The sequence below is a fragment of the Pseudomonas sp. PS01299 genome (assembly GCF_029960145.1).
In the GTDB taxonomy this organism is placed as follows: domain Bacteria; phylum Pseudomonadota; class Gammaproteobacteria; order Pseudomonadales; family Pseudomonadaceae; genus Aquipseudomonas; species Aquipseudomonas putida_A.
The window spans coordinates 1-26100 of record NZ_JASCPO010000075.1 but is presented as its reverse complement, the minus strand read 5'-3'; the positions used below and the strand labels follow the sequence as shown (position 1 = coordinate 26100).

Genomic DNA, 26100 nt, shown 5'->3' with positions numbered 1-26100 from the left:
GGGCTTGCTTGCGAAAGCGCTGTGTCATTCAACGCATATGTTGCCTGATGCGCCGCCTTCGCGAGCAAGCCCGCTCCCACAGTGGGTTATGCGGTGTAGTGCGACTTTGCCCAGGCCAGCAGGCCCTGCAGCAACTCCTTGAGCACCACCCGCGTCGGCTCTGCCAGATCGGCGCGGTAGCGGAACGGTTCGAACTCTTCCATGTAGGTGCTCTGGCACAACTCCAGTTGCACGGCGTGGATGTTCTCGGCGGGGTTGCCGTAATGGCGGGTAATGTGGCCGCCCTTGAAGCGTCCGTTGAGCACGTGGCTGTAATGATCGTGACGGGCGCAAATGGCTTCGAGCTGTCCAGCAAGCTGTGGATCGCAACTGGCGCCGTTGAAGGTGCCAAGGTTGAAATCCGGCAGTTTGCCGTCGAACAGGTGCGGGATGATCGAGCGGATCGAGTGCGCGTCGAACAGCAGCGCATAGCCGAACTCGGCCTTCAACCGCGCCAGCTCTTGTTGCAGGGTGCGGTGATACGGCGTCCAGACCTGTTCCAGGTAGGTCGCGCGCTCTGATTTCGAGGGCTCGTGCCCTTCGCGGAACAACGGAATTCCATCGAACAGCGTCGCCGGGTACAGCCCGGTGGTGGCGCCGGCATACAACGGCTTGTCATCGGACGGACGGTTAAGGTCGATGACAAACCGCGAGTATTCGGCGGCCAACGTGCTGGCGCCCAGTTCCTCGGCAAAGTCATAGAGCTGCGGAATGTGCCAGTCGGTGTCCGGCAGGCTTTTCGCGTCCGCGATCAGCCCGGCTTCGACCGCTGGCGTCAGGCGCACACCGGCATGCGGCATGCTGATCAGCAGCGGTACGCGACCTTGTTTGAAACTCAGAACCTTATCCACAACCGCTCTCCTACAGACTTGATTCGACGCCGTGACGCACGACGCGTTTGTCCAGATCACCACCGAGCCAATAGGCCAGATCCGCCGGACGATCGATGTGCCAGGCGACGAAATCCGCGACCTTGCCGACTTCCAGCGAACCGTGGGTGTCAGCCATCCCCAACGCTTGTGCGGCATGAATGGTCGCGCCGGCCAGGGCTTCTTCCGGGGTCATGCGGAAGCAGGTGCAAGCCATGTTCAGCATCAGGCGCAACGACAGCGCCGGCGAGGTGCCGGGGTTGAGGTCACTGGCGATGGCGATCTTGACCTTGTGCTTGCGCAGGGCGTCCATCGGCGGCAGCTGGGTTTCGCGCAGGAAGTAGAACGCCCCCGGCAGCAGCACGGCGACGGTGTCGGATTTGGCCATGGCGATGGCGTCGTCTTCGTCCATGAACTCCAGATGGTCGGCAGACAACGCGTGATACCGCGCCGCCAGACTGGAGCCATGCAGCGATGACAATTGCTCGGCATGCAGCTTCACCGGCAGGCCGAGTTTCTGTGCGGTGATGAACACCCGCTCGACCTGCTCCGGCGAGAACGCCAGGTACTCGCAGAACGCATCCACCGCATCGACCAGCCCTTCGGCGGCCAATGCCGGGAGCATCTCGGCGCAGATGTGCTCGATGTAGTCGTCAGCGCGATCCTTGTACTCCGGCGGCAGCGCGTGGGCGGCCAGACAGGTACTGCGCACGCTGATCGGCAGCTCCTTGGCCAGGCGACGGATGACCCGCAGGATCTTGCGTTCGCTGGCCAGGTCCAGACCGTAGCCGGACTTCATCTCGACCGTGGTCACGCCGTCGCGCATCAGGCTTTTCAGACGCTTGGCGGCGCTGGCGAACAGCTGGTCTTCAGTTGCTTCACGGGTGGCGCGCACGGTGCTGGCAATGCCGCCGCCCTGCGCCGCGATCTCGGCATAGCTGACGCCTTGCAGACGCTTTTCGAATTCACCGCTGCGGTTGCCGCCGAACACCGTGTGGGTGTGGCAGTCGATCAGGCCGGGGGTCACCCACGCGCCTTGCAGATCGTTGACCGCCGGGTATTCGCCGGACGGCAGCAGATTGCGCGGACCGATCCACTCGATGTGCGCACCGGACGTCACGATGGCCGCATCCTCGATGATCGAGTAGACGCCCTGCGCCATGGTTGCGACGTGGCAGTGTTGCCAGAGGGTTTTCACTGTTGGCCTCCGTTGGAATTGGTTTGGTGGGGAGCCTTCAAAAGCCCCTCACCCTAGCCCTCTCCCGGAGGGAGAGGGGACTGACCGGGTTGTTCTGTCGAAATACATCGACCTGAGAATCTTGAGCCGAACTCCGGCTCTGAAAACAATGAAGATTGGCTCCCTTCCCCTTCTCCCCCTTGGGGGAGAGGGCTGGGGTGAGGGGGATCGATTTCAGCAACAACAAAACTCCCCCTGAAAAACACTTACAAACTAGGCAGCAATTTCGCCGGAACCAATTCGCTCAAGCAGCGCGAAGCCAACAACTCGGTCGCCGCATTGATGTCCGGTGCAAAGAAGCGGTCCTTCTCATAGAACGGTACTTCGCGGCGCAGAATCGCCCGCGCCTGTTCCAGTTTGGCCGAGGTCTTCAGACCGTTGCGCAGGTCCAGCCCCTGCACCGCCGCCAGCCATTCCACCGCGAGAATGCCGCGGGTGTTCTCGGCCATTTCCCACAGGCGCTTGCCAGCGGCCGGCGCCATCGACACGTGGTCTTCCTGGTTGGCCGAGGTCGGCAGGCTGTCGACCGAATGCGGATGGGACAGCGCCTTGTTCTCGCTGGCCAGTGCTGCGGCGGTGACCTGAGCGATCATGAAGCCGGAGTTGACCCCGCCATTGGCCACCAGGAACGGCGGCAGTTGCGACATGTGCTTGTCCATCATCAACGAGATACGGCGTTCGCTCAGCGAGCCGATTTCAGCGATGGCCAGGGCCATGTTGTCGGCGGCCATGGCCACCGGCTCGGCGTGGAAGTTGCCACCGGAAATCACATCGCCTTCAGCGGCGAATACCAACGGGTTGTCGGAGACGGCGTTGGCTTCAACCACCAGCACGTCGGCGGCCTGACGGAACTGGGTAAGGCAGGCGCCCATGACTTGTGGCTGGCAACGCAAGGAGTACGGGTCCTGAACCTTTTCGCAGTTCTGGTGCGAATCGGACACTTCGCTGCGCCCGCCGAGCAGATCGCGATATGCGGCTGCAGCATCGATCTGACCTTTCTGACCGCGAGCGGCGTGAATACGTGCATCGAACGGCGAGCGCGAACCGAGTACCGCTTCCACCGTCAGACCGCCGATTGCCAGCGCACCGGCAAACAGGTCTTCACCTTCAAACAGACCGCGCAGCGCAAACGCCGTGGACACCTGAGTGCCGTTGAGCAGCGCCAGACCCTCTTTCGCCGCCAGGGTCAGCGGGGTCAGACCGGCGACTTTCAGCGCTTCGGTGGCTTCCATCCACTCGCCCTTGTAGCGCGCCTTGCCTTCGCCCAGCAGCACCAGCGACATGTGCGCCAATGGCGCGAGGTCACCGGATGCACCCACCGAACCCTTGAGCGGAATATGCGGATAAACCTCGGCGTTGATCAGCGCGATCAGTGCGTCGATCACCACGCGACGGATGCCGGAGAAACCACGGCTTAGGCTGTTGACCTTGAGCACCATGATCAGGCGCACCAGCTCATCGCTGATCGGCTGGCCGACACCGGCGGCGTGCGACAGCACCAGCGAACGCTGCAGGTTTTCCAGATCTTCGCTGGCGATGCGGGTCGACGCTAGCAGGCCGAAGCCGGTGTTGATGCCGTATGCAGTGCGGTTCTCGGCGAGGATCTGCTCGACGCAAGCGACGCTGGCCTCGATCTGCGCCGCAGCGCTGTTGTCGAGGGTCAACTTGACCGGTTGCTGATAGACGTCACGCAATTGGGCCAGGCTCAGTTGGCCGGGAATCAGGTTCAGCGCAGTCATTAAAATGCTCCTTTTGAACATTGTTATTAACTACCAGTCGCTCCGGAGCATTCCGTTATCCGTCGCTTCCCGTCTTGTGGACGATCCGCGCCTTGGCACGCTGGTATGGGTAGTTGTCAGTGCAGATTCGGTAATACGTTGTGCAGCGCATTCGGGTTTTTCAGCACGCTGGCGGCGGCGGCGATATCCGGCGCCAGCCAGCGATCCTGATCGTAGGCCGGGACGGTTTCACGCAGCAGCCGCCACGCCCGATCAGTGCCCGCGCCAAAGCGCTGCTCCTTGAGGAATTCAAAGGCCTGCGCCGCCAGCAGGTACTCGATGGCGAGAATCTGCGTGCAGTTTTCCAGGGCGCGGTGCAGCTTCAGTGCAGCGCTGGTGCCCATGCTCAGGTGGTCTTCCTGCAGGCCCGAGGTGACGTAGTTGTCGAGCACTGCCGGTTGCGCCAGCTGGCGGTTCTCGGCACATAGCGAAGCGGCGACGTATTGCACGATCATCATCCCGGAGTTCACCCCCGGGTTGGCCACCAGAAATGCCGGCAGACCGCTGACGTACGGGTTGACCAGACGATCGAGGCGGCGCTCGGCAATCGAGCCGATTTCAGCCATGGCAATCGCCAGCAGATCCGCTGCCATCGCCACTGACTGGCCGTGCGGGTTGGCCTGCGACATCACCCGGAAGTTGTCCGGCGTGCCCAGCAGCAACGGGTTATCGGTGCAACCGTTGAGTTCGGCTTCGACTTGTTTGATCGCGTGTTCCAGTTGATCACGCGCCGCGCCGTGCACCTGCGGGATCGAACGGATGCTCAGCGCATCCTGAGTGCGAACGCCTTTGCTCGTCGCGATCACTTCACTGCCATCGAGCAAGGCGCGCAGGTTGCTACCGACCTGCTGCATGCCGGGGTGCGGCTTGAGCGCGATGATCTCGGCGTCAAACGCGGCGATCTGCCCACGCTGCGCTTCGAAACTCATGGCGCCGATCACATCGGCCCATTGCACCAGACGCGTCGCGTCGGCAATCGCCAGGCAGCTGAGGCCGGTCATGCACGGCGTACCGTTGACCAGGCACAAACCGTCTTTCGCGCCGAGTTGCACCGGTTGCAGGCCTTCTTCGGCCAGCGCCTGTTGCGCCGAGATAATCTGCCCGCGATAGCTGACATTGCCCACGCCCAGCAGCGCGATGCCGATGTGCGCCATGTGCGTCAGGTAACCCACCGAACCTTGCGACGGAACCTGCGGGGTGATCCCGCGATTGAGCAGCGCCAGCAGCGCTTCGACCACACGGCGATGAATGCCGGATTTGCCGTGGCTGTAGTTGTGGATTGCGGCGCAGAGGATCGCGCGAGTCTGCTCATCAGACAGCACCGGGCCGACGCCACAGGCGTGGCTGAGCAAGGTGTTGCGCGAGAGCTGGCTGAGTTGTTCGTCCTTCAGCGAAACGTTGGACAGACCACCCAGACCGGTGTTGACGCCATAGGCACGCTCGCCGCTTTCGACGATGCGCTGGACGATGCCCTGAGCGTTTTCGATGCGCGCCCAGGTCTCGCTCGATAACTCCAGTTGCGCGCCGTGACGGGCGACGGCGACCACGTCCTGCCAACGCAGGGGGTTGCCGGTGATGATGATTTTTTCAGCCTGGGACATCTAAAACCTCATACCAATTCTTTGATACAAAACCTGTGGTGAGGGGATTTATCCCCGATGGGCTGCGCAACAGCCCCAAAACCTGCAGCCAGGATGTTTCAGGTGCACCGCATGCAATGTTTGGGGGCGCCTTCGCCACCCATCGGGGATAAATCCCCTCGCCACAAAGGCAATCCATTTCAGACTACTGCCGCCCGCCGCTGCACGAACCGGTCAACATACTCGTCTGCCGGCGAATGCAGGATCTCTCTTGGCGTGCCGACTTGGATCAGGCGGCCGTCCTTGAGAATCGCGATGCGGTTGCCAATGCGCACGGCCTCGTCGAGGTCGTGAGTGATGAAGACGATGGTCTTGTGCAGAGTCTTTTGCAGCTCCAGCAACTGGTCCTGCATCTCGGCGCGGATCAGCGGGTCCAGCGCACTGAACGCTTCGTCCATCAGAATGATGTCAGTGTCCGCCGCCAAGGCGCGGGCCAGGCCCACGCGCTGACGCATGCCGCCGGAGAGCTGGTGCGGGTATTTGTTTTCGTAGCCTTTGAGGCCCACGGTGTTGATCCAGTGCAACGCGCGCTCAGCGCACAGTTGCTTGCTCTCGCCGCGCACTTTCAGGCCGTAGGCGACGTTCTCGATCACGGTCTTGTGCGGCAGCAGGCCGAAGCTCTGGAACACCATGCTGATCTTGTGCCGGCGAAATTCGCGCAGCGCTTCCATGTCGTATTGCAGGATGTCCACGCCGTCGACCAGGATCGCGCCGCTGGTGGGGTCGATCAGGCGATTGAAGTGGCGCACCAGGGTCGATTTGCCGGAGCCGGACAGGCCCATGATCACGAAGATCTCACCGGTGCCGATGCTCAGCGACAGGTCGTTGACCCCGACCACGCAACCGGTTTCGTTCAGCACCTGATCCTTGGTCTTGCCCTGGCCGACCATCGTCAGTGCGTCCTTGGCGCGGTTGCCGAAAATCTTGAAGACGTTTTTGACTTCGATCTTGCTCACGGTTGCGTTGTTCATTTGCTCACCTCATGCCGTGGCCGACCGTACGCCTGAGTAATACGGTCGATGACCACCGCGAGAATCACGATCGCCAGACCGGCTTCGAGGCCGCGTCCGACGTTGAGGGTCTGAATCCCCACCAGCACATCTTCACCCAGGCCACGGGCGCCGATCATCGAGGCGATCACCACCATCGACAGGGCCATCATCGTGGTCTGGTTGATCCCGGCCATGATGCTTGGCAAAGCCAGCGGCAGTTGCACGCCGAACAGTTGCTGCCAGCGGTTGGCACCGAAAGCGTTGATCGCTTCCATCACTTCACCGTCGACCTGGCGGATGCCCAGATCGGTCAGGCGAATCAGCGGCGGCGCGGCGTAGATCACCGTGGCGAAAATCGCCGGGACCTTGCCCAGACCGAACAGCATCAGCACCGGAATCAGGTACACGAAGCTGGGCATGGTCTGCATGATGTCGAGCAGCGGCATCAGCACCGAACGCAAGCGATTGCTGCGCGCCGAGAGAATCCCCAGCGGAATGCCGATCAGCACCGAAATGATCGTCGCGACCATCATCAGCGCCAGGGTCTGCATGAGTTTGTCCCACAGGCCGACAGCACCGACGAGGAACAGCAGACCGACGATGACAGCGGTGGTCAGCACTTTGCGCGTGGCGTGCCAGGCGACCACGCCGACGATCGCCAGCATCAACCACCACGGCGCCGCACGCAGCAGGCCTTCGAGGTTGACGATGGCCCACAGCAGGGTGTCCGAGATGTGGCGGAACACATCACCGTAGTTGGTGACCAGCGAATCGACCCAACCGTTGACCCAGTCGGCGATGGAAAAGGTAAAGCTTTCGGGAAACATAAGCGGCTCTCAATCAGAAATCTCAATCAAGCGATTTACGGCATATCTCCCGGCCAGCCTCACGGTTGACCGGGAGGTATCGACCTACAGCGCCGCGTCGATTTTCTTGGCTGCGTCGTCACTGACCCACGCGTGCCAGACCTCAGGATGTTCCTTGAGGAAGATTTTCGCCAGTTTTGGCGACTCGATACGTTCCTTCGCCATGCGTCCCAGGTTCTGGTTCAGCAGGTCGATCGGCAGGTTGACCTTTTCCAGCACGGCCACCAGTTCTGGCGCCTGCTCGTGGAAGGTTTTCGACAGGCCGACCTTGATACTCACGCTCTTGTCGACGCCCGGTTTTTCTTCGAGTTTGACCGCGTCGATCTGGCCCATCAGCGGGGTTGGCGACCAGTAATAAAACAGGATCGGCTCGCCACGCTTGTAGCTCGACAGCACCGCCGCATCCAGCGCAGGTCCTGTGCCCGGGCGGAAGTTGGTGTAGCTGTTTTCCAGACCATAGCTCTTGAGCATTTCGCTGTTGTCCAGCTCGCAGGTCCAGCCCGCCGGGCAGTTATAGAAACGGCCCTTGGACGGCTCTTCGGCGTCTTTGAAAACAGCCGCGTACTTGCCCAGGTCGGCGATGTTTTTCAGGTCCGGGGCTTTTGCCTCGATCTTGCGTTTGGCGTCGCCTTCGATCACGTAGCGCGGCACGTACCAGCCTTCGATTGCGCCGACGATCGGGGCGCCGACACCGACGACCTTGCCGGCCTTCTCGGCCTTGTTCCAGACTTCGCTGCGGCCGACCCATTCTTCGGCGAACACTTGAATGTCGTTGCTGCTCAGGGCGTTCTCCATGGTGATGGAGTTGCCCGGCAGGCTGTCGGTCTTGCAGTCGTAACCTTTCTCCAGCACCACTTGCAGCACGTTGGTCAGCAGCATGCCGCTTTCCCAGTTCAGACCGGCGAATTTCACCGGTTTACCGGACTCGCACCAACCGGCTGCCTGAGTGGCACCGGCACTGGCCAGCAGGCCCATGGACAACAGTGTGGTGAGCAGGGTCTTGTTCGATTTCATTGTTGCGACGCTCCTAATCATGAATTGGCTTACGGCAGTCAAGAGGCATCCAGCCCTGTCCACGTCCAATCAGGCCTGCGCCGCAGCGCGCCCGGCCCCACTTTTTTCAGGTGGTACAACGCTGTTCTGCTCGACCGGCAGAATCAGTTGATCAGGCACCGAGCCGTGCCATTTTTTTGCGCACACGTAATAGAGGGCAGCAGGCAGCACCAGACCGATGATCCAGGAGATATCCACATCACCGAGGGCGGCCACCAGCGGGCCGGTGTAGAACTTGGTGGAGATGAACGGCAGTTGCACCAGCACGCCGAACACATAGACGCTGATCCCGAGCAGGTTCCAGCGCCCGTAGCGACCGTTCGGATCGGCCAGCGCCGGCACGTCGTAGCGCTCGCGGGTGATGCAGTAGTAGTCGACCAGGTTGATCGCGCTCCATGGCGTGAAGAACGCCAGCAGAAACAGGATGAACGACTTGAACGCACCGAGGAACGAGTGCTGACCGAGCAAGGCGATCAGGGTTGCCGCGCCGACGATCACCAGCACGAACACCAGACGCTGCATACGCGTAACGGTCAGGTGCCCTTTGAAACCACTGATGATGGTGGCGATGCACATGAAGCTGCCGTAGGAGTTCAGCGTCGAGATGGTCACCTTGCCGAACGCGATGCTGAAGTACAGCAGCGCCGCCGTGGCACCAGTGCCGCCCAGTCCGACGATGTAGGCCACTTCGTGACCGGCAAACTGGCCGTTGGCCGAAGCTGCCGCGAACACGCCGAGGACCATCGCCACCTGCGCGCCGATGACCGAACCGGCGCCAGCGGCAAAGAAGGTTTTCACCGAGGAAACCTTGCTCGGCAGGTAACGCGAATAGTCAGCCACATAAGGGCCGAACGCGATCTGCCAGGAGGCCGCGAGCGACACCGCCAGCAGGAAGCTGCTCCAGCTGAAGTGACGGATCTGCAACAGTGCGCCCACATCCACCTGACTCAGCAGACGACTGAACAGATACACAAAAGCAATCACGCCGATGACACTGGCAACCCGGCCGATCCAGTGGATCACCCGATAGCCAAGCACCGTGACCACTACGATGACACTGGCGAACAGCAGGATGCCGACGGTGTCGCTGACGCCAAACAACTGGCCCAGCGCCTGGCCGGAAAGCACCGTACCGGTGGCGGTGAAGCCCAGGTACATCAGGCACACCAGCACGATCGGGATCGCCGCGCCGTAGACGCCGAATTGCACGCGGCTGGAAATCATCTGCGGCAGGCCCAGTTTCGGCCCTTGCGCCGCATGCAGCGCCATCACGCCACCGCCCAGCAGTTGACCGATCAACAGACCGATCAACGACCAGAACACATCACCGCCCAGCACCACGGCCAGGGCCCCGGTGACAATCGCAGTGATTTGCAGATTCGCACCCATCCACAGGGTGAACTGGCTCAACAGACGACCGTGTCTTTCCGCTTCCGGGATGTAGTCGATCGAACGCCTTTCGATCAACGGTTTGTTGCCTGCACGATCGGGGGTTACAGCCATGATTCAACCTCTGTGGATTGTTTTAATTGTTCACTGAGCTTCGGTAGGGCTGCTTTTCTGTGGGAGCGAGCTTGCTCGCGAATTGGCCAGCACATTCAACATCTGTGCTGGCTGACAGATTGCTTTCGCGAGCAAGCTCGCTCCCACATAAAGCCAAAGCGTGTTACTTGCCGCCGGTAATCATCGGCAGGTTCAGCCCCTGCTCCTTGGCGCAGTCGATGGCGATCTGGTAACCGGCATCGGCGTGACGCATGACACCGGTGGCCGGGTCGTTGTGCAGCACGCGCGCAATACGCTCGGCGGCTTCGTCAGTGCCGTCGCAGACAATCACCATGCCCGAGTGCTGTGAGAAGCCCATGCCCACACCACCGCCGTGGTGCAGGGAAACCCAGGTCGCGCCGCTCGCGGTGTTCAGCAGGGCGTTGAGCAGTGGCCAGTCGGACACGGCGTCGGAACCGTCCTGCATCGATTCGGTTTCGCGGTTCGGGCTGGCAACGGAGCCGGAGTCGAGGTGGTCGCGACCGATCACGATCGGTGCCGACAGCTCGCCGCTGCGCACCATTTCGTTGAACGCCAGACCGAGCTTGGCGCGCAGGCCCAGACCGACCCAGCAGATACGTGCCGGCAGACCCTGGAAGCTGATGCGCTCGCGGGCCATGTCCAGCCAGTTGTGCAGGTGCGCGTCGTCCGGGATCAGTTCTTTGACTTTGGCGTCGGTCTTGTAGATGTCCTGCGGGTCACCCGACAGCGCCGCCCAGCGGAACGGGCCGATGCCACGGCAGAACAGTGGGCGGATGTAGGCCGGTACAAAGCCCGGGAAGTCGAACGCGTTTTCCACGCCTTCTTCTTGCGCCATCTGACGGATGTTGTTGCCGTAGTCGAAGGTCGGAATGCCTTGTTTCTGGAAGTCCAGCATCGCTTTGACGTGGACGGCCATCGACTGCTTGGCGGCCTTGATCACAGCGGCCGGCTCGGTCTTGGCGCGGGCGCGGTATTCGTCCCAGGTCCAGCCCGCCGGCAGGTAGCCGTTGAGTGGGTCGTGGGCGCTGGTCTGGTCGGTGACCATGTCCGGGCGCACGCCACGCTTGACCAGTTCCGGCAGAATTTCTGCCGCGTTGCCCAGCAGGGCGATGGAGATCGCCTTGCCTTCGGCGGTGTATTTGGCGATGCGCGCCAGGGCGTCATCGAGATCTTTGGCCTGCTCGTCGACGTAGCGGCTTTTCAAGCGGAAATCGATGCTCACCTGCTGGCATTCGATATTCAGCGAGCAGGCACCGGCCAGGGTGGCCGCCAGTGGCTGAGCGCCGCCCATGCCGCCGAGGCCTGCGGTCAGCACCCACTTGCCCTTGAGGTTGTCGTTGTAGTGCTGGCGACCAGCTTCGACGAAGGTTTCGTAGGTACCCTGAACGATGCCTTGGCTGCCGATGTAGATCCAGCTGCCGGCGGTCATCTGGCCGTACATGGCCAGGCCTTTGGCGTCGAGCTCGTTGAAGTGTTCCCAGCTCGCCCAGTGCGGCACCAGGTTGGAGTTGGCGATCAGTACGCGCGGGGCGTTGCTGTGAGTCTTGAACACGCCGACCGGTTTGCCCGACTGCACCAGCAGGGTTTCATCGTCGTTCAGATTGGTCAGGCTTTCGACGATCTTGTCGTAGCACTCCCAATTACGCGCCGCGCGACCGATGCCACCGTAGACCACCAGCTCTTTCGGGTTCTCGGCCACTTCCGGGTCAAGGTTGTTCATCAGCATGCGCAGCGGCGCTTCGGTCAGCCAGCTCTTGGCGGTCAGCTTGTTGCCGCGCGATGCACGGATTTCGACGTCACGTCTCTTTGTATAAACGGCAGTTGTAGGCTTATTGTCAGTCACGAAAAAGACTCCTCAGCGATCAATTCAAACCAACCCTGGCAGTGGGCAAGCAGCCTGCGCGCCTCAATGCGCGACAAGCGAATCAGTGGACGCTGCGGACTTATACGCATACGTCTTTACTTGTACATACAAGCATATGCAATCAAGCGGCCAACTTGCTGGAGGGGCGCTCAAGAAAAATTGCGGACAGGGCTGCAGAGCGCCTGAGACAAGGGTTACGGCGTGGATGAAAATTTTTGCGGGGAGGAATTGAGGATTCGGCGGATCGTTACGAACCCGTGGTTTTGCGCCACGCTGGGGCGTTCGGTAACAAGTTGGTGCGCCGAGGGAAACAGGAATTGAAATGCAATTGTGGTGAGGGGATTTATCCCCGATGGAGCGCGTAGCGGTCCCAAAAGGTCTGCTGCGCCGCCATCGGGGATAAATCCCCTCACCACAGGAGTGTTACCAGAGTTGGATCAGCGCGCGGTCAGCTCAATCACGCAGCACCCGGCATTGACGGCCGCTTCAACCAGCCCGGTGTTACCGTCCAGTTGCAGGCAATCATGGCGGCCGAGTTGCGCAGTGTTGTCAGCAACCTGCACTTGCAGCAGCTCACTGACACTGAACACCAGCACCGTCGTCGCCGAGCTGAAAAACCGCTGCTCGCCTTCCAGCCACTGCAACCGCGCGCTGTAACGCAGCGGCGCGTAGATCAGGTTGAAGTCGCGGATCGCACCACCGAGCAAAGTGCAGGACACCTGGCTTTCGCCGCTGAACGCAAACGGATCCAGCGGTAACAATGGGCGAGTGTCATCGCCGTCGACACACAGGGTCATGCCATCGCCCTGCAGCACCGTAATCACTCGCTGGTAACCAGCAAAAGTCGAGAATCCACCGGACTCGGCAATGTCGGCGATCGACAGACGCCAGCCGAAACCATCGAGGCCGGCACCCGCATCACGGGTAATCTCTTCGGTGCTGCCGCCGCCGTTTTTCCACGGCATGCGCGGGTAACCCTCGGCGCGTAAAACCTTCAAACCATTCATTTATGAAAGCGTCCTTCCAGACGATGACGGGAACCTGGGTGAATCAAACGCGCGGCGGTCACCGGCTGACGCCCCGACCACGTACGGCGACGGATCAGCAGGCAAGGCTCACCTTTTTCGATCTGCAGCAGCTTGCACTCGGACGGCTCAGCGAGGATCGCTTCGACCACATGCTCGCCTTCGGTCAGTGGCGCGACCTGATTGAGATAGGCGTAAGGCGTCTGCAGGGTGAAATCCTGCTTGAGGTATTCCGGGGCGACCAGCGCGTTGACGAAGCGGTCCTCGATTTGCACAGGAATGTCGTTTTCGTAATGCACGATCAGCGAGTGGAAGACCTTCTGCCCTTCGCGCATGTCCAGCGCCAGCGCGCGCTCGGAGCCGGCGGCCTCTTCTTCGAGGGTGATCACCTGACAGGTGTGGCGATGGCCACGGGAGGCAATTTCATCAGCGATGTTGTGCACTTCGAACAACGCAGACTGGCTCTTCGGTTCAGCGACAAACGTGCCTACACCTTGCATGCGCACGAGCAGGCCGTCGGCGGTCATTTCACGCAGCGCGCGGTTGATGGTCATGCGGCTGAAACCGAGCTGGCTGACCAGTTCGCTTTCCGATGGCACGCGGTAGTGCGGTGGCCAGTTACCGCTGTCGATCTGCTGGGTGATCATCTGTTTGACGCGGGCGTACAAGGGCGCCGGACTGTCGCCCAGGTTCGCGGCCAACGGAGAGACTGGAGGCGGAGTCGGCACGGTTGATCCCTGTTCATTGGATGAAGGTTGCTAGCTTGCCGGAGTTTACCGGGCAGGCAAACGTCTGTATATGTATATACAAATAACACACGATGGGGTGCTGAACCATGTCCGCTTTCTTTGCCGAACGCGCGCTGCTGCCTAACGGATGGGCCAACAATGTACGTCTTGAGGTCAGCGCCGATGGCGTGCTGACCCGGATTCAGGCCGATTCCACTGCAGACGGCGCCGAACGGCTGAGCGGTCCGCTGCTGCCGGGCATGCCCAATCTGCACTCCCACGCCTTCCAGCGCGCGATGGCCGGGCTGGCGGAAGTGGCCGGTAATCCCAACGACAGTTTCTGGACCTGGCGTGACCTGATGTATCGCCTCGTCGGAAAAATCAGCCCGGAGCAGCTCGGCGTGATCGCCCGTCAGCTGTACATCGAAATGCTCAAGGCCGGTTACACCTCGGTTGCTGAATTCCACTATGTACACCACGACAATAACGGTCAGCCGTATGCCGATCCGGCCGAACTGGCACTGCGCATCAGTCAGGCAGCGAGCGAAAGCGGCATCGGTCTGACCCTGCTGCCGGTGCTCTACAGCCATTCCGGATTCGGCGGCCAGACGCCCAATGATGGGCAGCGCCGCTTCATCAACAGCACCGAAAATTACCTGAATCTGCAATCGCGCTTGCAGCCATTACTGGCTCAGCAAAAAGCGCAGTCGCTGGGTCTGTGCTTCCACTCGTTGCGCGCGGTTACCCCGCAGCAGATCAGCGAAGTGCTGGCCGCCAGCGACAAGCTGTGCCCGGTGCACATTCACATCGCCGAACAGCAGAAGGAAGTCGACGACTGCCTGAGCTGGAGCGGTCGCCGTCCGCTGCAATGGCTCTACGAAAACACCGAGGTCGATCAGCGCTGGTGCCTGGTTCACGCGACCCACGCCAACCCGGAAGAAGTCACGCTGATGGCCAAAAGTCGCGCCATCGCCGGCCTGTGCCTGACCACTGAAGCGAATCTGGGCGACGGGATTTTCCCGGCGGTGGATTTCCTCGCTCAGGGCGGGCGCATGGGCATCGGTTCCGACAGCCATGTGTCGCTCAGCGTGGTCGAGGAATTGCGCTGGCTGGAATACGGCCAGCGTCTGCGCGATCAGCGGCGTAACCGGTTGTATGGCGCGGATCAGCCGATGGTTGGGCGCACGCTGTATGACGCGGCGCTGGACGGCGGCGCCCAGGCTTTGGGACAGCCGATTGGTGCGCTGCAAGTCGGCAAGCGGGCGGACTGGATCGTGCTCGATGGCAATGATCCGTATCTGGCGACCGCCAGTGGTGACGGGATTTTGAATCGCTGGCTGTTCGCTGGCGGAGATCGCCAGGTGCGCGATGTGCTGGTCAATGGTCAGTGGGTGGTGCGCGATGGACGGCACGCGGGCGAAGAGGAAAGCGCACGTGCCTTCACCCAGGTTCTGCGCGAACTTTTAGGCTGACACAAAACAAAAATGTGGGAGCGGGCTTGCTCGCGAAAGCGGTGTATCAGTCGATATTTCAGTCGACTGACACGCCCTCTTCGCGAGCAAGCCCGCTCCCACATTTGATTTGTGGTGACCTTTAGTTCGAAGTCTTCGCCATCTGCCGATCCGACGCCCGCCAGATCAGTCGCGTAGTGTCGTAACCCTGCTGCCGCGCCTTGCTCAGCAACTCCTCGCGCACTACGCCATTGACCGTTGGCGTGCGCGACAGCAACCACATGTACTTGCGACTCGGGTCGCCGACGATGGCGGTCTTGTAGTCGTCGCTGACGTACAACACCCAGTATTCGCCTTTCGCCACACCCGGAATCAAGCGCGAGAACCAGGTATCGAACTCGACCCACAACTTGTCGGTCTTGCCCGGCACCTGCGGATAAGCCTTGCCTTTGGCTTCTTCCCACTGCCAGTCGGAGGTCAGGCAGCGATTGAGCACATCGACATTGCCGTCGGGTCTGAGCGAGTAGTGGGCTTCGGACTGCGCGCAGTTGCGCTGGAAGTACATCGGCAGGCGCGCCAGTTCATACCAGGTGCCCTGATAACGCTTGAGATTGACACTGTGAGCCGTCTTGGGCGCCAGCGGATCTTCACCGTGGGTGGCGCAGCCGGCCAGTACCAGGCCGGCAAAAAGGACGAACAATAACCGCTTCATTATTTTTCTCCCGTGGGCGCATAGCCCCGGTTTACTTCAGGCCTTGGCCGGAAAACATCAGCACTTTGTCACCGGCGTACTGCACGCTGATAAAGCTGTTTTTATCGCCCCAGGTGCAACTGGACATGCCGAGCGCACCCGAACAGTCGGTGGGTTTGCCGAGCAGCGTCTCAACCTCGGCCTTGGCCATGCCGGCCGAAAGCTTGGAATAGTTTTCCTGATTGACCTTGCTGCACGCGGCCAACAGCACGCAAAAAGTCAGAAGGGCGATAGATCGCAGCGACATGAAGTAACTCCTGGAGCGGAAGGGGGATGGCATGGTGCCAACCAGAAGCTTAGAAGAGAAAACCCTCATCTGGTTCCCTTCAGAAAGGGCTATTTATCGCTCCGCTCGTCTGGCATTTACCGGTAAATCAGACACTTTGTGCGGCTATTGAGCATTTCGTCGCATTTCATCAAAGACGCCTAATCTTTGGCGCGCGGCGGTCGAAATAAGAGCAGCGCAAAGCCCCCGAGTGTGGCAAATTGCCGCCCTTTCTCGACCAGCCCCTTCGCGGTAGTTCATTCGATGACCAGAAACATGAAATTCAGCCACAAGATCTTGTTGGCTGCCGCCCTCGTGGTGGCCGTTGCGTTCGCCTGTTTCATTTTGTTCAACGACTATCGACAACGCGAAGCCCTGAGCAGCAGCACCGAAGCCTCGATGCAGGAACTCGGCAGCCTGACCACCAGCAACATCCAGACCTGGCTGGAAAGCCGCATCCAGTTGCTGCAATCACTGTCGCAGCAGGTCGCCGCCGACGGCAGCGCCCCGGCCAGCCTCAAGCGCATCATCGACCTGCCCGCCTACACCGGGAATTTCCAGCTCAGCTACTTCGGCGGCGCTGACGGCGTGATGTTCTCGGTACCCGCCGGCAATCGCGCGCCGGACTACGACCCGCGCGCCCGTGGCTGGTACAAGGCAGCCAACAGCGCCCAACAGACCATCGTCACCGAACCCTACATCGCCGCATCGTCGGGCAAACTGGTAATCACCGTCGCCACCCCGGTGCAACGTCAGGGCCAGATGATCGGTGTGGCCGGCGCGGATATCGACCTGACCAGCGTCAGCGCGATCATCAACTCGCTCAACTTTGGTGGCCACGGCCATGCGTTCATCGTCAGCGCCGATGGCAAGATTCTGATTCACCCGGACAGCAAACTGGTCCTGAAAACCCTCGCCGAGGCTTATCCAAACGGCGCACCGAAAGTCAGCCCGGGCCTGAAAGAAGTCGAGTTCAACGGTAAGACACAACTGATCTCCTTCACCCGCGTCAACGGCGTGCCATCGGCCGACTGGTACGTGGCGCTGGTGCTGGACAAGGACACCGCATTCTCGATGCTCAGCGAATTCCGCACCTCGGCGCTGATCGCCATGGTGATCGCCGTGGTGATCATCATCGCCCTGCTCGGCATGCTGATCCGCGTGCTGATGCAACCGCTGCTGACCATGGGCCGCGCCATGCACGACATCGCTGAAGGTGAAGGCGACCTGACCAAGCGTCTGGTGATCCACGGCCATGATGAATTCGGCGCGCTGGGTCTGTCGTTCAACCGCTTCGTCGAACGTATTCACACCTCGATCCGTGAAGTGTCCTCGGCCACCGGCCAGGTCAACGAAGTCGCCCTGCGAGTGGTCGCCGCATCGAATTCGTCGATGTACAACTCCGATCAGCAAGCGACCCGCACCAACAGCGTGGCCGCGGCGATCAACCAGCTCGGCGCCGCCGCTCAGGAAATCGCCCAGAACGCCGCCCTCGCCTCGCAGCACTCCAGTGATGCGCGCAGCCTGGCGGTCGACGGCCAGCAGGTTGTGGATAAAACCATCCACGCGATGCAGCAGTTGTCGGCAAAAATCAGCGACTCCTGCGGCAACATCGAAACCCTCAACAGCAACACGGTGAACATCGGGCAGATTCTGGAAGTGATCACCAGCATCTCGCAGCAGACCAACCTGCTGGCGCTGAACGCTGCCATCGAAGCGGCCCGCGCCGGTGAGGCTGGCCGTGGTTTCGCCGTGGTCGCTGACGAGGTGCGCAACCTCGCCCACCGCACCCAGGATTCGGCGCAGCAAGTGCAGAAGATGATCGAAGAACTGCAGGTCGGCGCACGCCAGGCAGTGAGCATCATGACCGAGAGCCAGCGCGAGAGCGAAAGCAGCGTCGGCATCGCCAACCAGGCCGGCGAACGCCTGGGCAGCGTGACCCAACGCATCGGCGAGATCGACGGCATGAACCAGTCGGTGGCTACCGCGACTGAGGAGCAGACGGCTGTGGTCGAATCGATCAACGTCGACATCAACGAGATCAACACGCTGAACCAGGAAGGTGTGGAGAACCTGCAGGCAACCTTGCGCGCTTGTTCGGATCTGGAGCAGCAGGCAGCGCGCTTGAAGCAGCTGGTAGGCAGCTTCAGGATCTAAGGCGCGGCCACTGGCGTCTTCGCGAGCAAGCTCGCTCCCACAGGTTTTTGTGAACGACACAGATTCCCTTTGGGAGGCAGCCTGCTGGCGATGACGGCGTTAGCGACGATTGAATTTTGAGTTGAAATACGCTGGTCAGCTCGCAATGACGCTGGACTGAATTAAGACTAAACTCAGTCCTGTTCAATTTGGCGAGACTCAACCATGAAGCTTTCATCGCAAATCAAACCGATCAGCTACCTCAAAAGTCATACAGCGGAGATCGTCAAGTCGATCACTGAAAGCCGTGAGCCATTGGTCATCACCCAAAATGGTGAAGCCAAGCTTGTAGTTATGGACGTGAAAAGCTTTGAGGAGCAAGAAGACACGATGGCTTTGCTGAAGCTATTGGCAATGGGCAATCGGGAGATTGAGGAAGGCAAGTATCGAGACGCTGAGGATGTTTTCGCGGACTTGGACAGGGCCGACCATCAATGAGTTTAAAGGTCGTTATTCTTCAGTCCGCACAGACAGATCTCAAAGAACTCCGTACCTACCTTATCAAACAGTTCTCGAGTCAGACGTGGCAGAGTACCTACGCTGATCTCAAGACCGCCATTCTTGGTCTCGCAGACCTTCCTTATTCCGGTTCAATCCCCGAGGAAATCGAGAAGCTCAACCTTGGTCAATACCGACAAATCATTTCCGGGATGAACCGAGTCATTTATGAAGTCAGAGAAAAAACCGTCTTCGTTCATATCATTGTCGACTCAAGAAAAAGCCTGCCTTCACTTTTGATGAAGAGACTGTTGAACGGCAATCCTTGAACTCAACAAATCAGAACCGTGACCCAGGCTGACTGAGAAACGCCAACTCCTCCGCCGTAGACTCCCGTCCCAACACCGCATTGCGATGCGGAAACCTTCCAAACCGCGCAATCACTTTCCGATGCCGCTCGGCATAGTCCAGATTGTCGGCAAACACCGCCCGTTCGCTTTCCGGCTGCTCAGCCACCAGATCGATAAAGCGCGAAACGGCTTCGTTCTGCACCGCGAGGTTTTCGCAGTGTTCGAACACCAGATAAATGAATACGCGCTGGATCGGCTTCAGTTTCCGGTCGAAATCCGCAGCAATGCCCTGCGCGACAAGTTTCTGCGCACGCAGATCACCCGAGAATGCTTTGGGCGTGTCGCGAAAGATCATGCGCGGCAGTTGATCGAGCAGCAGCACCACGGCCAGCCAACCTTCGGGACGTTGCGTCCACTCGGCCAATTCGCCAGCGAGGGCCTGATCGACAAAGACCCCGAAACGCTCACGCGCTTCGAGGTCTTGGCTGTCTTTCTTGCCGAACCACAACTTGCCCTTGTCAGCCGCAATCTCGTCCGGTGATTCGACATGTCCGAACCACCAATCGAGCAACGGCTGCCAGGGCGCGGTCATGGCTTATTCCTTGTGGTAAGCCGTGGCGCGGGCGACTTCTTCTTTCGAGCCGAGGAACACCGCTACGCGCTGGTGCAGGCCTTCCGGCTGAATGTCGAGGATGCGCTGGTGGCCGTCAGTGGACGCGCCGCCGGCCTGTTCCACCAGGAACGACATCGGGTTGGCTTCGTACATCAGACGCAGTTTGCCGGGCTTGGATGGCTCACGGCTGTCGCGTGGGTACATGAACAGACCGCCACGGGTCAGGATGCGGTGCACGTCGGCCACCATCGCGGCGACCCAGCGCATGTTGTAGTTCTTCTTCAGCGGGCCTTCTTCGCCGGCCAGCAGTTCGCTGACGTAGCGTTGCACCGGGGCTTCCCAGTGGCGCTGGTTGGACATGTTGATCGCGAATTCCTGGGTGGTTTCAGGAATGGTGATGTCTTCGTGGGTCAGTACGAAGCTGCCCATTTCGCGGTCCAGGGTGAAGCCTTTGACGCCGTCGCCCAGAGTCAGCACCAGCATGGTCTGCGGGCCGTAGATCGCGTAACCGGCGGCAACCTGCTGGGTGCCTGGCTGCAGGAAGGCTTTTTCGTTCAGCGGCTCGTTCTGGCTCAGGTATTCGTTCGGGCAACGCAATACCGAGAAGATGGTGCCGACCGGAGCGTTGATGTCGATGTTCGACGAGCCGTCCAGTGGGTCGAACACCAGCAGGTAGGCGCCTTTCGGGTATTTGCCCGGGATCTGGTAGGCATTGTCCATTTCTTCGGACGCCATGCCGGCCAGGTGACCGCCCCATTCGTTGGCTTCGAGCAGGATCTCGTTCGACAGCACGTCGAGCTTCTTCTGCACTTCGCCTTGGACGTTTTCAGTGCCCATGCTGCCCAGAACACCACCCAGGGCGCCTTTGGACACGGCGTGGCTGATCTCTTTGCAAGCACGCGCCACCACTTCGATCAGGAAGCGCAGATCGGCAGGAGTGTTATTGCTGCGGGTCTGCTCAATCAAATAGCGACTCAGGGTAACGCGGGACATGGACGGCTCCGGTGGAATGGGGGGCTAAAAACCCGCGCAGTTTACAGGGAGTCTGAAAACGTAGCGAGCGATGACGCCCGGTAACGTGCATTGGGGCGCAATTGCTTGTATCAGACGTGATCGGGTCGAGAGAGTTCAGGTACCGGATTGAGCGTAGTTCGAAACGGGACGGGTGGTGCGTGCGCAACCGCGACCGATCTGAAATTCTCGTTGGCCGATCAGCCGCCTTCGCGAGCAAGCCCGCTCCCACATTGATCGCGTCCATCGAGGCTACTCGGTCAACTGTGGGAGCTGGCTTGCCAGCGATTGGCGCGCAGCGCCAGCCATGCTCAGGAATTGGTCGGCAGCTTGCGCAACAGGCTCGCCGCCATCGCCCCGAGGAACACCACACTCACCAGCAACACCGCCCACAGGCCGATTTTCTTCCAGTTGGTCTCGGCTACTGCCGCCGTAGTCGCCGGCGCAGCCTGAGTGGCAACCACCTCACCCTGCACCGAGGCCTTGCCCAGCGCCGCGAGTTTTTCCGGTTTGAAATCCGGAATCAGCGTGCTCAGCGGCAGGTTCGCGGTTTTCACCGTCGGATTGCCCAGCGCCAGGCTGTAAGGCCCGTCACCCCGTGCGAGGAAAATCACCTGGGTCGCCCGCACCGCGTACTTCAGGCTCGGTGCCTGCTCACCCAGACCGCCGCCACGCTCATCCACGCTCAGTTTCAGCTGCTGCACAGTCTGCCCGTACAACTGCAATTCGTTTTGCACCACGTCCTGACCGTTCTGGGTCAGGCGATACAGCAAACCGTTGCTCAGTGTCTGCCACGGCAGGCTGCTTTCGCGCCGGCCCGCGAGTGTGACCGGAGCCAGACTGTTCGGCTGCTTCAGCTCGACCTGCACCCGCTCGACATTCAGGCCCATCGGCAACTGCCAGGTGTACTCGCCGGACTTGGTGCTGTTGCCCGCCAGCGCTTGCGACCAGACCAACGGCAGCGGCACGTTACGTGGATCGCTGCTTTTCAGTTGCGCCGACGTGAGGATGGGCGCCGAGGTTGGCGCATCCCACAACAGGCGCAGATAGCGCGCAGATTGCCCCGGCAGCGTCACTTCGTGCTGTTCGATGCGTTCGTCGGAAAAGGTCAGCCGCGCGACCTGCCCATCACCCCACGCCTGCCAATGCTGCAAGTCATCACTGGCCTCGATGCTGAAGCGCTGGAAGCCGTCACGCTCGCTGGTCCAGTCAAGAATCAACTGCTGCAGCGGCGCCTTGATCGCACTGGCATCGAGCAACCAGCCACGCAGCACTTCTTCGCCGGCCTCCAGCTGAGTCGACGGCTGCACTTCAACCAATGTGCCGGTGGTGGTCGATTGCACGCGCACGTTCGGCGCACGCTCACTGGCATCGGCGGCGTTGTACAGCGGGAACCACTTCACCTCATGCAACTGACCGTCGTCGCGAGTCTGCGCCGATTCCCGAGCCAGGGCATAGGCCTGCGGTTCGCCGGCGGCGTTGAACACGCGCAGGTCGCTGAGATCGGTCTGGCGGGCCTGCAATTGCGCGCTCAGCGGCAGATCGAGGCGATACCACGGGCCGTTGCCACTCACCGTCAGCGGCACCTGCGTGGCGAAGTCCGCCGGTTTTTCCTGGGCGCCGGCAGCCATCACCACGCCCAGCGCCAACCACCCCAGATTCAGCATGCGACTCAAGATGAAACTCCTTCGGTATCCGGCACGGGTTTGTCCGCCACCGGTTCGGCTTCGACACGTTTCGGTGGCAGCGGTGCGAAATAGCCCACCACCAGCAGCAACACGCCGACGCCGATAAACGAGACGATCCGGGCCAGTCCGCCACGGTTGCTCAATTCGACAAAAATCAGTTTGGCCACCACCAGCGCAATCAGCGCCGCGCCGATCAGCCACACTTCGCGCCGGTGCCGCAGGTGTCCGCCGATCATCAGCCCCAACGCCATCAAGGTCCAGACGATGGACAGCCCGGCCTGCACCAGCATCGATTCGAGCAGCAGATCCAGCTCGAACGGAATGCCCGCCCAATGGTGCGCAGCGCGGGTCACCAACGCGGTACAGAAGGCGAATAGGGAGACCCCGGCGACCAGTTGCGTGGCGTACTCGGCGTAATCCTTGCGCTGGGCAAACTGCGTCACCGCATGACGCGACCACACGTACACCCCGAACAAGGCGAACAGCAGGCCCAATTCCAACGGGTTGATCAGCGGCACGTACGGCAGCGGTTCGGCGTTACCGTCGCTGACGCCGTTGGCCAGCCAGAACCACGCCAGCATCAGCACTGCCAGCGGCGCGGCGGCGTACAAACGATATTCCCGCGGGAATGCCGCCACCGGCCATGGCCAGCTGCGCGGAGCCGCCGCCAACAGCAGATACAGGCTCGGCAGGATCGCCCAGCCCAGCCAGCGCCACGCGTTGTATTGCTCGGACAACAGCAGCAGACCGTAGCGCAGCTCCAGCGCCAGTACGCCGATCAGCAGCCAGCAACCCAGCACGTGCGCCGTGCTCAAGGCGCGTGCCGGTAGCATCGGCGCCAGACGCCGCAGGCTGAAGAAATGCACGGCGAACACCAATACCCACGCCAGCCAACCGAAATTCGCCGCTGGGTGATAACGCGCATGCCACGCCGCCAGCAGCACCAGCCCCGCCGCCGGGATCAGCAAGGTGCAGAGCAGGCCCAGCGCCGGCCATTTCAGGCGCAGCGCCAACAATGTCCACAGCGCCACACTCAGCGCGGCAATCAGCAGCAACAGCGTCGCCTGCAGATTCAGCGGCGCAAAACGCAGCACCTCACTGACCCACGCCAACGCCCACCAACCGGCGCCCCACACCAGCAGCACTTCGGACAGGCGTTGCAAACTCAGCGCATCGAAGGCCGAGGCGTGATTGCCCAGTTGCAGACGCCAGGCACCGACCAGCGCGGCCAGCCCCAATACCAGCGGCGTCCAGAAACCGCAATGGGCCAACGGCCGCAGTCCTTCGCTGGACAGCGGCCCGAGCAACTCGGGGCCGGCCAACAAGAACGCCGCGCCACCGATCAACTGCAACAACAGCCCAAAGACAAAACTCACGCGCTGTTTGAGGTACAGGCTCAGCCAGATGATCAACAGACCGCTCGCCGCCCACACCGCACTCGCGGTTTGCCACGGCAGCACGAACAGCACCGCCAGATTGATCAGCACCAACCCCGCCAGCAACACCACCGACAACCCGCGCAGCAGCCGCACATCGCCGCGCACCATCTCGTCGCGCGCCGCCAGCAGCATCCCGCCGATCAACGCCACACCGATCACCGATGCGCTGAGCAAACCGCTCCACCCGGCGCTGAACACGGCCGCCGAATCCTCACCTGCACCTTGCAGGCGCAACAGGAACAACGCACCGCCGAGCAACTGCACGGCGAACGCGGTGAACAGGAACGTGCGCGATTGCAGGCGCAGGCCGACAAACAGGGTCACCAGTCCGGCCAAGGCCCAACTGATCGCTGTCGCCTGAACCAGGAAAAACAGCGGCGCCAACAGGTACAGGAAGGTCAGACCCAGCGCCGCCAGCACCGGCAAGCCCTGGCGCTCCCACGGCGAAGCCTGTTCCGCCGAGGCTTTGCGCAATTGATAGAAACTGAACAGCAGCGCGATGCCGAGCATCAATGCGCCCAACGGTGCGCCGTCGAGCAGGCTGCTTTCACCAACTCGCAACTGACTGAGAAAGGCCAGCGCCGACCCCAGTTGCAGCAGCAGGGCAAACGCTCGGGCGAACGGCCGATGCTGACGCAGGCCGAGCCAGAAAATCCCCGCGCCCTCCACTGCCCACGCCGCCGAAGTCCAGCGCGCATCGAGGCCCAGCGGGATCGCCAGACTGGCGAAAATCACCCCCAGCGCCAGACAGGTTTCACCCAGCAACAAGGCGCGGCCGCCCATCAACACCCGGGCCAGGCCCATGTAGATCACGCCCAGTGCGAGTGCGCTGAACGCGGCGGCGAACTCCAGGTGCTGCACCAGCGCAAACTGCAAGCCGAAGCCCACGATCGACGGGCCGAACAGCATCGTGCCGTCGACGTAGTCGCCCTTGCGCGCCGACCAGTGCAGCAGCGCCTCGCGATCGCCGTCCGCCGGCGCATCGGGCATGTCGAGCAACTTGCGTCGGGCGAACAACAGGCCAATGCCCAGGTACATCAGGAAGAACAGAATCAGGAACGGCTCGGTGCTCCACAGCAGCTCGGGCGCATAGGAGCGCAGGCCCCAGGCGAAGCCGATACCGAACGTGCCGACGAACCCGATCAGGTTAAGCAGGCGCCAGGCCTTGAACCAGGCAATGGCGAGAATGCCGGCATTGAGCAATGCGAAATAGCTGAACAGCGCAACATGGTTGCCAGCCCCGGTCGAGGTCAGGATCGGCGCGGCGAAACCGCCGAGCGCAGCGGCCGCCGCCAGGCCCAGCGCATCCTGAGTGATGGCGAGAATCGCCGAGAACACCGTGACCGCCACCAGCAACCCCAGCGCGGCAGATGGATCAAGCAACGGATGCAGACGCATCGCCGCGAACACCGTCAGGTACAGCACCGCGATCCCGGTGCCCTGCAGAATCAGCGCATAACTGCTGTTGCGCGTACGCAGCCACCAGCCCAGTGCCAGCAAGGCCAACGCCGCTGCCGCAACACCGGCATAACGCAATTCGATTGGCACCACCATGCCCTCGGTGGCGTAGCGCAGCAGGAACGCCAGACCGAAAAACAGCAGCACCACGCCAACCCGCAGCACGGTGTTGCCACCGAACAGCCAGTTACGCGCAGCGCTGATGCCACGCTCGATCAGGTTCGGGCCACGAGGTTCGGCAGGCTGTGCCGGCGCTGTTGGCTCGTCGGTAACAGCATCCAGGCGCCAGACATCCGCCGGCAGCGGCTGGCTGGTTTCGCTGGCAACGGCAGAGATCGGTTCTAGTTCGGGCGGCAGTTCCCAGACCAGATCCGGCGTGGGGGAGGATTGTTCGGCGACGATGATCGGCTCAACGATGGCGTCCGGCATCGGCGCCACGCTCGGCGGTGTGGTGCGCACGCTTGCACCTTCAAGCAGAAACAGACGCTGCTCGACAGCTTGCAGGGCGACCTTGGCCTGTTCCAGTTGACGCTGTTGGTCGGTGGCCTGCGAGCCAAGCCGGGCGATCCGCAGCGTTTGCCCGATCGCCAGCCCGAGCAGTGCACCGAGCAGCGCGGCACTGAACGACTCGTCGAGCAGCCAGCCGAGCAGCAACCCGATCAACATGAACATCCATTGCATGGTCGATATCCCTAAGCGGCCCCGAGGCGGGGCAATCCCGACAGTTGCTTCAGTCTAGGCACAAACCCTTGTAGGAGTGAGCCTGCTCGCGATAGCGATTTGTCAGTCAACGAAGCTGTTGAATGTGACGGCGCTATCGCGAGC

21 protein-coding genes are annotated in these 26100 nt (G+C 61.3%); 4 read left to right on the top strand and 17 right to left on the bottom strand.

Annotated features, from left to right (window positions below):
* Positions 1-86 precede the first annotated feature (86 nt).
* From hutG to hutC, 11 genes are all read right to left on the bottom strand, one after another.
* A complete protein-coding gene (gene hutG, locus QMX91_RS15365; RefSeq protein ID WP_098966787.1) occupies positions 87-890 on the bottom strand; it encodes an N-formylglutamate deformylase in 804 nt (267 codons plus the stop codon).
* Positions 891-900: 10 nt separating this feature from the next.
* Positions 901-2106, bottom strand: coding sequence for an imidazolonepropionase (hutI, locus tag QMX91_RS15360; protein ID WP_282412993.1), 1206 nt, complete (start codon positions 2104-2106; stop codon positions 901-903).
* 245 nt (positions 2107-2351) lie between these two features.
* A complete protein-coding gene (gene hutH, locus QMX91_RS15355) occupies positions 2352-3884 on the bottom strand; it encodes a histidine ammonia-lyase (RefSeq protein ID WP_210556786.1) in 1533 nt (510 codons plus the stop codon).
* Positions 3885-4000: 116 nt separating this feature from the next.
* On the bottom strand, positions 4001-5524 hold the full coding sequence (hutH, locus tag QMX91_RS15350; RefSeq protein WP_282412992.1) for a histidine ammonia-lyase: 1524 nt from the start codon (positions 5522-5524) through the stop codon (positions 4001-4003).
* Between the two features lie 179 nt (positions 5525-5703).
* Positions 5704-6534 (bottom strand): glycine betaine/L-proline ABC transporter ATP-binding protein, encoded by an 831-nt coding sequence (locus QMX91_RS15345; RefSeq protein WP_282412991.1) that lies wholly within the window; start codon positions 6532-6534, stop codon positions 5704-5706.
* Entirely contained in the window at positions 6531-7382 is an 852-nt protein-coding gene (locus QMX91_RS15340) for a proline/glycine betaine ABC transporter permease (RefSeq protein WP_027611284.1), read from the bottom strand. The genes QMX91_RS15345 and QMX91_RS15340 overlap by 4 nt, the downstream gene beginning before the upstream one ends.
* Before the next feature lie 84 nt (positions 7383-7466).
* Positions 7467-8435 carry an ABC transporter substrate-binding protein gene (locus tag QMX91_RS15335; protein WP_282412990.1) on the bottom strand — a complete coding sequence of 323 codons (969 nt, stop codon included), beginning with the start codon at positions 8433-8435 and terminating at the stop codon, positions 7467-7469.
* Positions 8436-8504: 69 nt separating this feature from the next.
* The gene (locus tag QMX91_RS15330) at positions 8505-9977 is read right to left on the bottom strand and encodes a cytosine permease (protein WP_115988392.1); all 1473 of its coding nucleotides are present in this window, start codon (positions 9975-9977) and stop codon (positions 8505-8507) included.
* A 163-nt stretch (positions 9978-10140) separates the two neighbouring features.
* Positions 10141-11841 (bottom strand): urocanate hydratase, encoded by a 1701-nt coding sequence (gene hutU / locus QMX91_RS15325; protein WP_183783819.1) that lies wholly within the window; start codon positions 11839-11841, stop codon positions 10141-10143.
* A gap of 458 nt (positions 11842-12299) precedes the next feature.
* Entirely contained in the window at positions 12300-12869 is a 570-nt protein-coding gene (locus QMX91_RS15320) for a HutD family protein (RefSeq protein WP_282412989.1), read from the bottom strand.
* Positions 12866-13534, bottom strand: a complete 669-nt coding sequence (gene hutC, locus QMX91_RS15315; RefSeq protein WP_230679353.1) for a histidine utilization repressor — start codon at positions 13532-13534, stop codon at positions 12866-12868. Before hutC ends, QMX91_RS15320 begins: the two co-directional genes overlap by 4 nt.
* A gap of 188 nt (positions 13535-13722) precedes the next feature.
* Here hutC and QMX91_RS15310 point away from each other — a divergent pair, with 188 nt between their 5' ends.
* Positions 13723-15087, top strand: coding sequence for a formimidoylglutamate deiminase (locus QMX91_RS15310; RefSeq protein WP_282412988.1), 1365 nt, complete (start codon positions 13723-13725; stop codon positions 15085-15087).
* A 121-nt stretch (positions 15088-15208) separates the two neighbouring features.
* Here QMX91_RS15310 and QMX91_RS15305 read toward each other — a convergent pair whose 3' ends face one another.
* Together QMX91_RS15305 and QMX91_RS15300 are read right to left on the bottom strand one after the other, a co-directional pair.
* Positions 15209-15778 (bottom strand): lipocalin family protein, encoded by a 570-nt coding sequence (locus QMX91_RS15305; protein ID WP_096794672.1) that lies wholly within the window; start codon positions 15776-15778, stop codon positions 15209-15211.
* Between the two features lie 31 nt (positions 15779-15809).
* Positions 15810-16064: a hypothetical protein gene (locus tag QMX91_RS15300; protein WP_003220802.1), complete on the bottom strand. Its 255-nt coding sequence runs from the start codon at positions 16062-16064 to the stop codon at positions 15810-15812.
* A 282-nt stretch (positions 16065-16346) separates the two neighbouring features.
* Between QMX91_RS15300 and QMX91_RS15295 the strand changes: the two genes are divergently transcribed.
* The 3 genes from QMX91_RS15295 to QMX91_RS15285 all read left to right on the top strand — a co-directional run bounded on the left by QMX91_RS15295 (position 16347) and on the right by QMX91_RS15285 (position 19045).
* Positions 16347-18239, top strand: a complete 1893-nt coding sequence (locus QMX91_RS15295) for a methyl-accepting chemotaxis protein (protein ID WP_282412987.1) — start codon at positions 16347-16349, stop codon at positions 18237-18239.
* A 204-nt stretch (positions 18240-18443) separates the two neighbouring features.
* Positions 18444-18716 carry a type II toxin-antitoxin system Phd/YefM family antitoxin gene (locus QMX91_RS15290; RefSeq protein ID WP_047290864.1) on the top strand — a complete coding sequence of 91 codons (273 nt, stop codon included), beginning with the start codon at positions 18444-18446 and terminating at the stop codon, positions 18714-18716.
* The gene (locus QMX91_RS15285; protein WP_103485259.1) at positions 18713-19045 is read left to right on the top strand and encodes a type II toxin-antitoxin system RelE/ParE family toxin; all 333 of its coding nucleotides are present in this window, start codon (positions 18713-18715) and stop codon (positions 19043-19045) included. The genes QMX91_RS15290 and QMX91_RS15285 overlap by 4 nt, the downstream gene beginning before the upstream one ends.
* Before the next feature lie 10 nt (positions 19046-19055).
* On the opposite strand, the gene QMX91_RS15280 is transcribed toward QMX91_RS15285, so the two are convergent.
* From QMX91_RS15280 to QMX91_RS15265, 4 genes are all read right to left on the bottom strand, one after another.
* Positions 19056-19658 (bottom strand): DUF924 family protein, encoded by a 603-nt coding sequence (locus QMX91_RS15280; RefSeq protein ID WP_282412986.1) that lies wholly within the window; start codon positions 19656-19658, stop codon positions 19056-19058.
* Positions 19659-19661: 3 nt separating this feature from the next.
* Complete coding sequence (locus QMX91_RS15275) at positions 19662-20672, bottom strand: class 1 fructose-bisphosphatase (protein ID WP_007961744.1); 1011 nt, start codon at positions 20670-20672, stop codon at positions 19662-19664.
* A 329-nt stretch (positions 20673-21001) separates the two neighbouring features.
* Positions 21002-22366 (bottom strand): DUF3999 domain-containing protein, encoded by a 1365-nt coding sequence (locus tag QMX91_RS15270; protein WP_282412985.1) that lies wholly within the window; start codon positions 22364-22366, stop codon positions 21002-21004.
* Complete coding sequence (locus tag QMX91_RS15265) at positions 22363-25956, bottom strand: DUF2339 domain-containing protein (RefSeq protein WP_282412984.1); 3594 nt, start codon at positions 25954-25956, stop codon at positions 22363-22365. The genes QMX91_RS15270 and QMX91_RS15265 overlap by 4 nt, the downstream gene beginning before the upstream one ends.
* Positions 25957-26100: the final 144 nt, after the last annotated feature.